The organism is Pseudomonas sp. SC3(2021), from assembly GCF_019856535.1.
GTDB classification, from domain to species: domain Bacteria; phylum Pseudomonadota; class Gammaproteobacteria; order Pseudomonadales; family Pseudomonadaceae; genus Aquipseudomonas; species Aquipseudomonas monsensis.
The window spans coordinates 5,814,113-5,827,496 of the sequence record NZ_CP082236.1 but is presented as its reverse complement, the minus strand read 5'-3'; the positions used below and the strand labels follow the sequence as shown (position 1 = coordinate 5,827,496).

General features: G+C 63.2%; 2 protein-coding genes. Both read left to right on the top strand.

Annotated features, from left to right (window positions below; all coding sequences use genetic code 11):
• Window positions 1-7 precede the first annotated feature (7 nt).
• The gene (locus tag K5Y35_RS25860) at window positions 8-12,328 is read left to right on the top strand and encodes a non-ribosomal peptide synthase/polyketide synthase (protein ID WP_222833307.1); all 12,321 of its coding nucleotides are present in this window, start codon (window positions 8-10) and stop codon (window positions 12,326-12,328) included.
• Window positions 12,329-12,403: 75 nt separating this feature from the next.
• Window positions 12,404-13,360 carry an alpha/beta hydrolase gene (locus tag K5Y35_RS25855; protein ID WP_222833306.1) on the top strand — a complete coding sequence of 319 codons (957 nt, stop codon included), beginning with the start codon at window positions 12,404-12,406 and terminating at the stop codon, window positions 13,358-13,360.
• The last annotated feature ends 24 nt before the right edge of the window (window positions 13,361-13,384 follow it).

The following is a 13,384-nucleotide window of genomic DNA, read 5'->3' as shown; positions in this document are numbered from 1 at the left end:
AAAACGCGTGCAAGAGTTAATCGAGTCGGTAGGACAACTTTCGGCTAAGCAAAGAAAGGCTCTGGCGGTTCTGCTCAAGCAGAAAGGCGTCAACCTCTTTGACATTGCCCCGGTTTTCAAGCGCACGGCTGAAGAGCCGTTGCTGCTGTCCTACGCTCAGCAGCGCCAGTGGTTCCTCTGGCAGTGGGCGCCGCACAGCGCCGCCTACAACATTCCGACGGCCCTGCGTTTGCAGGGCCCGCTGGATGTCAACGCGCTGGAGCGCAGCGTCCAGGCGCTGATCGAACGACACGAAACCTTGCGCACGGTGTTCACTCAGGAAACCGGGCAACCGTTGCAAGTGGTCCTGCCGGCAGGACCCTTTGCACTGGAGATCCATCAGCCGGGCGCTGAGCTGGCCAACGACCCGGATGCCTCGATCCAGGCGTTCGTGCAGACCCAGAGCCAGCAAACCTTCGACCTGGAGCACGGCCCGCTGTTGCGCGCAGCCTTGCTGCAAGTCACCCCGAATGAGCATGTGCTGGTACTGACCCTGCACCACATCGTCTCCGATGGCTGGTCGCTGCAAGTGATGATCGAGGAACTGGTGCAGCTCTATGCCGGTTTCAACCTCGGTCACGACGCCGGCCTGCCGGCCTTGCCGATTCAATATGCCGACTACGCTCTGTGGCAACGGCAGTGGATGGAAGCCGGTGAGCAGGCGCGGCAACTGGCCTACTGGCAAGACAAGCTCGGCGGCGAGCAACCGGTGCTGGAACTGCCGATGGATCGTCCGCGCTCGATCGAGCAAAGCTTTGCCGGCGCCAGCCACAACCTGATTCTCGACCCGGCGCTGAGCAACGCGCTCAAAGCCTTCGCCCGACAAGAGAACGTCACCCTGTTCGTGGTCTTGCTGGCTTCGTTCCAGGCCTTGTTGCACCGTTACAGCGGTCAGGCCGACATCCGGGTCGGCGTGCCGAATGCCAACCGAGGCCGGGTCGAGATCGAGCGGCTGATCGGCTTCTTCGTCAACACTCAGGTGCTCAAGGCCGACATTGACGGGCAGATGCCCTTTGTCGAATTGCTGCGTCAGGTCAAACAGACCGCGCAGGAAGCGCAGGCCCATCAGGACTTGCCGTTCGAGCAATTGGTCGAAGCGCTGGAGCCGGGTCGCAGCCTCAGTCACAGCCCGTTGTTCCAGGTGATGTTCAACCATCAGGCCGAACGCCGCGCGAGCGTCGAAACCCGCCTCAACGGCTTGAACATCGAGCCGCTGGAATGGCAGAGCCAGACCGCGCAGTTCGACCTGACCCTGAACACCACCGAACAGGCGCACGGCATCGAAGCGGTGCTCAAGTACGCCACCGATCTGTTCGACGCGGCGACCATCGAGCGTCTGGCGCAACACTGGACTGCGCTGTTGCAGGCCATTGTCGCCGAACCGAACCAGCGCATTGGCCAGCTACCGATGCTCGATGCCGGCCAGCAGCAACAGTTGCTCACGCAGTGGAACCCGGTGCGGGTCGCGCAAACGTCCGAACAGTGCATCCATCAAGCCATCGAAGCGCAGGCCGAGCGTCATCCTGACGCGATCGCCGTGACCTTCGCCGGGCAATGCCTGACCTACGCCGAACTCAATCGCCGCGCCAACCAGTGGGCGCATGCGTTGCTCGCCCGTGGCGTAGGCCCGGACGTGCGCGTGGGGGTCGCCGTCGAGCGTTCGCTGGACATGATCGTGGCCATCCTTGCGGTTTTGAAGGCCGGTGGCGCGTATGTGCCGCTCGACCCGGGCTATCCCGACGACCGTCTGACCTACATGATCGAAGACAGCGGCATCGAGTTGCTGCTGACCCAGGGTCACCTGCTGGCGCAATTGCCGGTGCCGCCGGGCTTGGCGTGCCTCGATCTGCATCAAGCGCCAGCCTCTGGCAACGACGTCAACCCGCGGTGCCTGACCACGCCGGACAATCTGGCCTACGTGATTTACACCTCCGGCTCCACCGGCAAACCGAAGGGCGCGTTGCTGCCGCACAGCAACGTCATGCGCTTGTTCAGCGCCACCGAACAGTGGTTCGATTTTGGTCCGCAGGACAGCTGGACGCTGTTCCATTCTTACGCCTTCGACTTCTCGGTGTGGGAAATTTTCGGTGCGCTGCTTTACGGCGGCAAACTGGTGGTGGTGCCCCACGATGTCAGCCGTTCCCCGGAGGATTTCTACACCCTGCTGTGCGATGAAAACGTCACCGTGCTGAACCAGACACCGTCGGCGTTCAAGCCATTGATGCAGGTGGCCAGCGAGTCGCCGCGCAACAACGCCTTGCGCTACGTGGTGTTCGGCGGCGAGGCCCTGGAAGTGCAGAGCCTGCGCCCGTGGTTCGAACGCTTCGGCGACCGCGCGCCAACGCTGATCAACATGTACGGCATCACCGAAACCACCGTGCACGTGACCTACCGGCCGTTGTCGCTGGCCGACTTGCAGCAGAACCACAGCAGCCCCATCGGCGAGCCGATTGTCGACCTGTCGTGGTACTTGCTCGACAACGCGCTGAACCTGGTGCCGCAAGGCTGCATCGGTGAGTTGTACATCGCCGGTGCCGGTCTGGCCCGGGGTTACCTGAATCAGGCCGGCATGACCGCGACGCGATTCGTTCCCGATCCATTCAATCCGCAGGCGGGCGAGCGTCTCTATCGCACGGGCGACCTGGCGCGTCTGCGCGGTGACGGTGTGATCGAATACATCGGCCGTATCGACCATCAAGTGAAAATCCGTGGCTTCCGTATCGAACTGGGGGAAATCGAAGCGCAACTGCTCCAGCACCCCGACGTGCGCGAAGCGGTGGTGCTCGCGGTCGATGGCCTCAGCGGCCAGCAACTGGCGACCTGGATCGTCGCCAACGAAGTGCTGGACGCTGAAGGCCAGGCTGCGCTGCGCGATTCGATCAAGGCGCATCTGCGGGAATCCCTGCCGGATTACATGGTGCCGGTCAGCTGGGCGTTCCTTGAGCGCCTGCCGCTGACCGCTAACGGCAAGCTGGATCGCAAGCAACTGCCGCAGCCAGACGTTGCTCAGGTGCAGGAAGCCTACGCGGCACCACGCAACGAACTGGAACAGCGTCTGGCCGAGATCTGGCAGGACGTGTTGAAGGTCGAGCGGGTTGGTCTCAACGACAACTTCTTCGAGCTCGGTGGTGATTCGATCATTTCCATTCAGGTGGTCAGCCGCGCCCGTCAGGCGGGTATTCGCTTCACCCCCAAAGACATCTTCCAGCACCAGACCGTGCAGCGTCTGGCCACCGTCGCGCAACAGAGCGACGCGGTGCAGATGCAGCAGGGCGATGTGCTCGGTGAGGCGCTGCTGACACCGATCCAGCATTACTTTTTCAACAGTGATATCCCGGCGCGGCATCACTGGAACCAGTCGATCCTGCTGACCCCGGCCCACGCGCTGCAAGCGGTAGCGCTGGAGCAGGCGTTGCAGCATCTGCAGCGGCACCATGACGCTTTGCGTCTGCGTTATCGCCAGACAGACAATGGCTGGCAGCAAACGCATGCGCCGGCGGAACAGGCGCACGCCTTGCTGCGCACCTTTGTGCTGGACGACAGTGCGGCATTGCCGGCGCTGTGCCTGGACTTGCAACGCAGCCTCGATCTGCACGACGGCCCGCTGATGCGCGCAGCGCTGGTCGAGTTGCCGGACGCCAGTCAGCGCCTGCTGCTGGTGATCCATCACCTGGTGGTCGATGGCGTGTCGTGGCGGATCCTGCTGGAAGATCTGCAAAGTGCCTATCAACAGCTGAGCCGCGGGCAAGCCGTGAGCCTGCCGGCCAAGACCAGTGCGTTCAAGGCGTGGGGCCAGCGTCTGCAGGAGCATGCCCGCAGCGGCGAGCTGGAAAGCGAGCTGGATTACTGGCGCGGACAGTTGCGCGACGTGTCGGTCGAACTGCCGCTGGATAATCCGCAGGGCCAGTTGAGCAACCGGTTCGAGCGCAGCGTCGATACGCGTCTGGACGCCGAACGCACCCGCCAGCTGTTGCAGCAGGCGCCGGCGGTCTATCGCACCCAGGTCAACGATCTGCTGCTCACGGCGCTGGCCCGGGTGTTGTGTCAGTGGACGAACACTGACAGCGCGCTGGTCCAGCTCGAAGGTCACGGTCGTGAAGACCTGTTCGACGACGTTGACCTGAGCCGCACGGTCGGCTGGTTCACCAGCATGTTCCCGGTACGTCTGATGCCCGGCGCCAGTCTCGAAGCGTCGATCAAAGGCATCAAGGAGCAACTGCGCGCGATCCCGAACAAAGGCCTCGGCTACGGCTTGCTGCGGCATCTGGGCAGCGCCGAGGCGCAAGCTGCACTGAGCGACCTGGCGCAACCGAAGGTGACGTTCAACTACCTCGGTCAGTTCGACAACAACTTCGACGCCGACGCCCTGTGGGTGCCGGCCACTGAAGACAAGGGCGCCGGCCAGGACGAAAACGCGCCGATGGCCAACTGGCTGACCATCGACGGCCGGGTCTATCAGGGCCAGTTGAGTCTGACCTGGACCTACAGCGGCGATGTTTTCGAAGAGGCGACCATCAATGCCTTGGCCCGCGCCTATGAAGTGGCGCTGGGCGAGTTGATCGACCATTGCCTGAGCCATCCGAGCGGTGCCTTGACGCCGTCCGATGTGCCGTTGGCCGGGTTGTCCCAGGCGCATCTGGACAGCTTGCCGATCGCCGCCCAGCGCATCGAGGACATCTATCCGCTGGCGCCGATGCAGCAGGGCATTCTGTTCCACAGCCTGTACGACGCCGATGCCAGCGCCTATGTCTATCAAATGCTGCTGGACATCGACGGCCTCGACGTGGCGCGCTTCCAGCAAGCCTGGCAGCGGGTGGTGGATCGCCATGAAGTGCTGCGCGCCGGTTTTATTTGGGGCCGCGATGGCCTCGATGCGCCGCTGCAAGTGATCAACCGCCAGTTGACCCTGGAAATGCCGGAAGTCGATGTGCGCGGGGTGGCTGATCTGCCCGCCGTGCTCGAAGCGCGGGCGCAGGCCGACCGCGAACGCGGCTTCGATCTGCAGAATCCGCCGTTGCTGCGTCTGTGCCTGTTGCGCACGGCGGATGATCGCCATCGGCTGATTTTTACCTGCCACCACATTCTCATGGATGGCTGGAGCAACTCGCGGATGTTCGGCGAGGTGTTGCAGGATTACGCCGGCCACCCGGTGCCGGGCGCGCAGGGTCGTTACCGCGATTTCCTGGTCTGGCTGCAAGGTCAGGACAAAGCCGCCGCCCAGGCTTTCTGGCGCGGACAACTGGCCGCTTTGCACGAGCCGACGCGACTGGCTTCGGCCTGCCACGGGGCGACGGTGCCGGGCCCCGGCAAACAGATGCATCGCCTGCATTTCGATGCAGCGTTCACCCAGCGCCTGAATGCCTTCTCCCGTCAGCAACAAGTGACCCTGAACAGTCTGGTGCAAGCTGCGTGGCTGCTGGTGTTGCAGCGTTACACCGGGCAGGCCACGGTGGCCTTCGGTGCAACCGTGTCGGGGCGGCCGGTGGATTTGCCGGGCATCGAGCAGCAATTGGGGCTGTTCATCAACACCTTGCCGGTGATCGCCAGCCCGCAGGCGACGATCAGCGTCGGCGACTGGGTGCGCAGCGTGCAGGACAAGAACCTGCTGCTGCGGGACTACGAGCAGACCCCGTTGCAGGACATTCAGCGTCTGGCCGAACTGAGCGGCGAAGCACTGTTCGACACCTTGCTGGTGTTCGAGAACTATCCGGTGTCCGAAGCACTGGAAGCCAATCCGGGCGGGCTGCGTTTCGCCGGCCTGGAACACCGCGAGCAAACCAACTACGGCCTGACCCTGATCGCCGGGGCCAGTGACGTGTTGAATCTGGACTTCAACTACCTCACCGAACACTTCGCCGAGCGCAGCGTGCTGGGCCTGGCTGCGCATCTGCAGGAAGTGCTGCGCCAGTTCCTTGAGGCGCCGCAGCGGTGCCTGGGTGAGATTGGCCTGTTGCCGCTGGCCGAGCGTCAGACCCTGGCGCAGTGGAACGACCACCACGCGGCCTATCCGGCTGAACGCCTGATTGCGCAGAGCTTCGAAGCGCGGGTCGCAGCGCATCCGCAAGCGCAGGCCCTGAGTCATGCTGGCGTCGCCCTGAGCTATGCCGAACTCAACCGACGTGCCAATCAGTTGGCCCGTCATCTGCTGGCGCTTGGGGTCGGCCCGGAAATCCGCGTGGGCGTGGCGATGCCGCGTTCGGCGGAACTGGTGATCGCGTTGATGGCGGTGCTCAAGGCTGGTGGCACCTATGTGCCGCTGGATCCGGACTACCCGGCCGACCGCGTGGCCTACATGCTCGACGACAGTCAGGCAAAAGTCTTGCTGACGCAGCAGTCGCTGCTGGCGCAATTGCCGCAGACCGATGCCGAAGTGGTGCTGGTCGAGGCGGGCGGACAGGCGTTTGCCGCGCAGCCTGCGGACAATCTGCCGGCGCAGGGCGATTCGGCGAATCTGGCCTACGTGATCTACACCTCCGGCTCCACCGGCAAACCGAAAGGCGTGGCCATTGCCCATCGCAACGTGCAGGCGCTGATTCACTGGTCCGCCGAGGTCTACAGCGAAGAAGACCTGCAAGGCGTGCTGGCCTCGACGTCGGTGTGCTTCGACCTGTCGGTGTGGGAGATTTTCGTCACCCTCGCGCGCGGCGGTTCGCTCGTCATGGCGCGCAACGCCCTGGAGCTGCCGGACTTGCCGGAGCGCGATCAGGTGCGCCTGATCAACACCGTGCCGTCAGCCATCGCTGCGCTGCAACGCATCGGGCAGATTCCCCAAGGCGTGCGCATCATCAACCTCGCTGGCGAGCCGTTGAAGCAGAGCCTGGTCGATACCCTCTACCGTGAAACGTCGGTGGCTCACGTCTACGACCTGTATGGGCCATCGGAAGACACCACCTATTCGACCTGGACCCGCCGCGAACCCGGTGGTCAGGCGAACATCGGCCGGCCGCTGGTCAACACCACGGCGTATATGCTCGACGGCCAGTTGCAGGAGGCGCCGATTGGCGTGGCGGCCGAGCTGTATCTGGCCGGGGATGGCATCACCCGTGGTTACCTGTTCCGTCCGGGCCTGACCGCCGAACGCTTCGTGCCCAACCCGCTGTCGAACACCGGCGAACGCATGTACCGCACCGGCGACCTGACCCGCTTCGGCGATGACGGCCGCATCGAATACGTCGGGCGTATCGACCATCAGGTCAAGGTGCGCGGTTTCCGCATCGAGCTGGGTGAAATCGAAGCGCGTCTGCTGGCGCAGGACAGCGTGCGCGAAGGCGTGGTGCTGGCGGTGGATGGCCAGAGCGGTCAGCAACTGGTGGCGTATGTGGTGCCGAGCGACAGCAGCCTGAGCCTTGAGGAGCAGGACGCGCTGAGCGAAACCCTACAGACTGCGCTGAAGACGCAACTGCCGGATTACATGGTGCCGGCGCAGTGGCTGTTTCTTGAACAGTTGCCGCTGACCCCCAACGGCAAACTCGATCGCAAGGCCCTGCCGGCACCGGATGCCAGTCAGTCGCAACGCGAATACGTGGCGCCGTCGACGCCGCTGGAGCAACAACTGGCCGAGGTCTGGCAGGACATTCTGAAGATTGAGCGCGTCGGCGTGACCGACAACTTCTTCGCCCTGGGCGGCGACTCGATCATCTCGATTCAACTGGTCAGCCGTGCGCGTCAGCAGGGCATTCGTTTCACCCCCAAAGACCTGTTCCAGCAGCAGACCGTGCAGAAACTCGCCGCTGTGGTTACGCTCGATTCGTCGACCGACGAGGCGCCGGCGGATTATCCGCTGGCTCAACTGGATCAGGCGCAACTCGATGCGCTGCCGGTGCCGGCGGACATGATCGAAGACGTTTACCCGCTGTCGCCGATGCAGGAAGGCATGCTCTTCCACACGCTGTCGGATAACGGCAGCAGCCTTTACGTGCAACAGGTCAGCCTGCCGATCACGGGCCTGGACGTAGAGCGCTTCCGCCAGGCGTGGGAGTTCGTCATCGTCCGTCAGGCGATTCTGCGCACCAGTTTCCATTGGCAGGATGGCCTGAGCAAACCGTTGCAGGTGGTGCATCGTCATGCGCCGTTGCAGATGCAGGTGCTCGACTGGCGTGAGCGCGAAACCAGTGAAGAACTGATTGCCGAGTTTGCCAGCGCTGACCGTGCGCTCGGTTTCAATCTGGCCGACGCCCGTTTGCAACGTGTGACCCTGTTGCGCCTGAGCGACGATCAGTACCAGATGATCTGGACCAGCCACCACATTCTGATGGACGGCTGGAGCAGTTCGCGGCTGTTCGGCGAAGTTCTGCAGTATTACGCCAAGGGCGAAATCATCGGCGAGAACGGTCGTTACCGCGACTTCATCGCCTGGCTGCAGGCGCAGGATCAGGACGCTCAGGAGCTGTTCTGGAAGGCGCGTCTGGCGGAGGTCAACGAGCCGACGGCGCTTAGCCAGGCGATGCATCCGCGCCACAGCGCCGATGTCGCTGGTCACGATGCGATCTACTCCAACTGGGACAAAACGCAAACCGCGGATCTGTTGCAGTTCTGCCGCGACCTGCGCATCACCCCCAACACCTTGATTCAAGGTGCATGGTTGCTGCTGTTGCAGCGTTACACCGGACAGCAGACGGTGACTTTTGGCGCCACGGTGTCGGGCCGTCCGGAAGGTCTGGCGAATGTCGGCAACATGCTCGGCCTGTTCATCAATACCCTGCCGATCATTCAAACGCCGCGTGCGGATCAGCGCCTGGCCGACTGGCTCGGCGAAGTGCAGGCCTACAACCTCGACATTCGTGATTATTCCCAGGCGCCACTGGCCGATGTGCAGCGCTGGTCCAACCTCGGTGGACAGGCGCTGTTCGACAGCATCGTGGTGTTCGAAAACTTCCCGATCGACGATCGCTTGCAGGAAGAAAACGACACCGACCTGACCTTCGGCAAATCCATCGGCCACGGCGTGACCAACGTGCCGATGGACCTGGCGGTGATGCTTGGCGACGAGTTGTCGATCGAATACCTGTACCTGCGCAGCCACTTCAGCGCCGAGGCGGTGGTCGGTATTCGCCAGACCATGGAAAACACCCTCGCCGCGATGCTGGCGGCGCCTTACGAACGCCTCGGCAATCTGCAGCGTCTGAGCAGCGAACAATGGCACGCCGCGCAGGCCTGGAGCGCCGAGCCGGTGCACAGCCATCAAGCGGCGCTGTTGCCGGAACTGATCAGCCGCCACGCGCAACAACAGCCACAGGCTATTGCTCTGCAGTGCGCGGGGATGAGCCTGAGCTACGCCGAACTCGAACTGCGTGCCAACCGTCTGGCGCATTGCCTGATCGAACACGGCGCGGGGCCGGAGGTGGTGATCGGCGTGGCCTTGCCGCGGTCGCTGGAGATGGTGGTGAGCTTCCTCGCCGTGCTCAAGAGCGGTGCCGCCTACGTGCCGCTGGACATTGAGTATCCGCCGGAGCGTCTGGCGTACATGATCGAAGATTCGGGCATGGCGCTGTTGCTGACCCAAAGCAGCCTGCGTGCCACGTTGCCGGCGCCGCAAGGCCTGCTGCGCCTGGAAGTCGATCACCTCGACGAAAGCCGCTATGCCGATTATGCCCCTGACTGCCGCGTTCACGAGCAAAGCCTGGCGTATCTGGTCTACACCTCCGGTTCGACCGGGCGACCAAAAGGCGTCGCGGTGACCCAAGGCCCGCTGAGCATGCACTGTCAGGCGATTGCCGAGCTGTACGAAATGGACGCCCGCAGTTGCGAGCTGCACTTTATGTCGTTCGCCTTCGACGGTGCCCATGAACGCTGGCTGAGCACCCTGTACAGCGGTGGTCGTCTGGTGATTCGCGACGGTTGCCTGTGGACGCCAGAGCAGACTTATCAGGCGCTGCACGAGTACGGCATCACCATTGCCTGCTTCCCGCCGGCCTACCTCAAACAACTGGCCGAATACGCGGCGGCCAGCGGCATCGCGCCGCCACCGGTGCGCATCTATTGCTTTGGCGGTGACGCGGTGCCGGATCAGACCTTTGAGCAGGTCAAGGCAGCGCTGCGTCCCGAGTACTTCACCAACGGCTATGGCCCGACCGAAACCGTGGTCACGCCAATGCTCTGGAAAGTCCCGGTCAGCCAGCACTGCGAAGCGGCCTATGCGCCGATCGGCCGTGCCGTGGGCGCGCGTTCGCTGTACGTGCTGGACGAGGATCTGAACCCGTTGCCGCCAGGCCTTGCCGGTGAGTTGTACATCGGTGGTTATGGCGTGGCCCGGGGTTACCACGGGCGTCCCGAGCTGACGGGCGAGCGTTTCGTGCCGAACCCGTTCGCGGCGGGCGAGCGCCTGTATCGCAGCGGCGATCTGGTGCGTTTGCGTGGCGACGGGGTAGTCGATTACGTCGGCCGCATCGACCACCAGGTCAAGGTGCGCGGCTTCCGCATCGAACTCGGTGAAGTCGAGGCCCGTCTGCGCCAATTGCCTGGGGTCAGTGATGCGCTGGTGATTGCTCGCGACAATGCGTCGGGCAAGCAACTGATCGGTTACGTGGTCACTGCGAGCGGCGAGGACATCGGCGATGAACTCAAGGCGGGCCTGCGCACCTCGTTGCCGGAATACATGGTGCCGGCGCAGATCGTCTGCCTCGAGGCTTTCCCGGTGACGCCGAACGGCAAACTCGATCGCAAGGCGCTGCCGGAACCCGAGTTCAAAACCGAAGAATACGTCGCCCCGCGCAACGAGCAGGAAAGCCTGCTCGCGGACATCTGGGCGCAGGTGCTGCAGGTCGAACAAGTGGGCATCAGCGACAACTTCTTCGAACTGGGCGGCGACTCGATCCTGAGCCTGCAAGTGATTTCCCGGGTGCGCAACCACCCGACGCTGAACATGGACCTCAAGCTGCGCGACCTGATGCGTTATCAGACCATCGCCGGCATTGTCGAGCAGGACGTGGCGAAGGAGGGCACCGCACCACCGCAGGCGGACGTCACGCACGTGGCCGCCGAGGGCTTGTTCAATCTCTTGCCGATTCAGGAGTGGTTTTTTGCCGAAGGCATGGCCGAAGCGCATCACTACAACCAGTCGCTGTTGCTGAGCGCGCGTCAGCCGCTGGACCTCGATGCACTGGAGCAGGCACTGGGCTGGATCGAGCAACATCACGACTCGCTGCGCCTGCGTTTCTCCCACGAAGGCGGGCGCTGGTTGCAGCGTTACTGCGACCTCAGTGAACAGGGTGAAGCGTTGCTCTGGCGCCGCGAGGCGGACAACAGCGAGCAGGTCGAAGCCTTGGCCAACCTTGCCCAGCGCAGCTTGAAACTCGACGACGGGCCGGTCTGGCGGGTGATGCACGTTGCCTTGCCGGATGGCCAGGCGCGCCTGCTGGTGGTGATTCACCACTTGGTGGTCGACACCGTGTCGTGGCGGATTCTGCTCGACGATTTGAAAGTGGCGTACGAAGCGTGTGTGCAGGGGCTGCAGCCGAAATTGCCGATTCGCACCAGCAGTTACCGATCGTTCGCCGAGGCCTTGCAGGCGCAGGCGCCAGTGATTGCCGAGCAGGAACTGGGGTATTGGCTGGAGCAACTGGATCAGCCGGGCGTCGACTTGCCGTGCGACAACCCGCGCGGCAAAAACCTCGTGCGTCAGCAGGCGCAGGCGCGGCTCAAACTGTCCCGCGAACACACCGAACAACTGCTCAAACAGGCCCCGGCGGTGTACGGCACGCAGATCAACGACTTGCTGTTGTCGGCGCTCAGCCGTGCGCTGTGCTGCTGGAGCCAACAGCCGTCGGCACTGATTCTGCTCGAAGGGCATGGTCGCGAAGACCTGTTCGAGTCCATCGACCTGAGCCGCAGCCTCGGCTGGTTCACCAGCATGTTCCCGGTGCGCTTGCGTCCGGACAGCGACGACATCGGCCAGTCGATCGTCAATGTGCAGGCACAGTTGGCAGCGGTGCCGCAGAAGGGCATCGGCTATGGCGTGCTGCGGCATCTGGCCGGCGCCGAGGTGTCGCGACAATTGGCCGAGCTGCCGCAAGCGCGGGTCACCTTCAACTACCTGGGGCAGTTCGACCAGAGCTTCGACGAGCAAGCCCTGCTGGTGCCGGCGCTGGAAGAAACCGGTGACAACTACAGCCTCAAGGCCAATCTGGGTAACTGGCTGGAAATTGTCGGCCAGGTCTATGACGGTCAGTTGGCCATGCGCTGCATCTACAGCAGCCAGCGTTATCGCGCCGGCACCCTGGATGCCTTGATGAGCGATTACCAGCGTGAGCTGGAGGCGTTGGTCGAGCACTGCATGGTACGTGTGGGCTGATCGTCCAACGGTGAGTCATTTCCAAGGGGCGTTGCCAGGGCGCGCCCCTATTTTGCTGATACAAGGATCCTAGCGATGTCGTTACACCCTGATCTGGAAGCCTTTCTCGACCTGGCCCAAGACAGCCAGGACGCCGGCCTGCCGGCCATGCACCAGATGACTCCGAACGAGGCCCGCGCCACCTTCGAACAGACCACCGCGCAACTGCGCTGGGCTGCGCCTGAAGATCTGTCGGTGACGCCGATCGACACGGCGGCCCGGGACGGCGCGCCTTTGGCGTTGCGCCTGTATCGGCCGAACGGCGCCGGCACGTCGATGCCGGTGCTGGTGTATTTCCACGGTGGCGGATTTGTCGTCGGCAGCCTCGATTCCCACGACGGTGTGTGCCGCGAGTTTTGCCAGCGCACGCCGTGTGCGGTGTTGTCGGTGGGTTATCGACTGGCCCCGGAGCATCGTTTTCCGACGGCGCTGGAGGATGGCGAAGATGCTTTGTCATGGCTGGCGGAAAATGCCGTCAGCTTTGGCCTTGATACCTCGCGCGTGGCGTTTGGCGGTGATAGTGCCGGTGCGACCCTGGCCACGGTGCTGGCGATTCAAGCGGTGGTGCAACCGCATACTGTGGCTATCGCGCCGAAGGCGCAGTTGTTGTGCTATCCGGTTACTGATGCTTCGCGTACGCACGATTCGCGGTTGTTGTTCAGCGAGGGGTATCTGTTGGAGAACGATACGCTTGACTGGTTTTATCAGCATTACGCTCGCAGTCCGCAAGACTATCTGGATTGGCGCTTTTCGCCGTTGTTGGCGGAGGATCTGCGCGGGGTGGCGCCGGCGATTGTGTTGTTGGCGGGTTTTGATCCGTTGCTTGATGAGGGGCAGGCTTACGCTGATAAGTTGCGGGGGCAGGGGGTGAGTGTCGAGGTTGAGCATTGTCCGGGGCTGACGCATGATTTGCTGCGGATGGCTTCGGTGATGCCAGATGTTTTGCGGGTGCATGAACGCCTCAGCCGGGCGTTGGCGTTGATGTTGGGGTGATTGGGTATTGGTTGGCTTTTGGGT

What these genes read in the sequence shown, in the direction of transcription:
- K5Y35_RS25855 (WP_222833306.1), top strand. Translation starts at nt 12,404, where the DNA reads ATGTCGTTACACCCTGATCTGGAAGCCTTTCTCGACCTGGCCCAAGAC.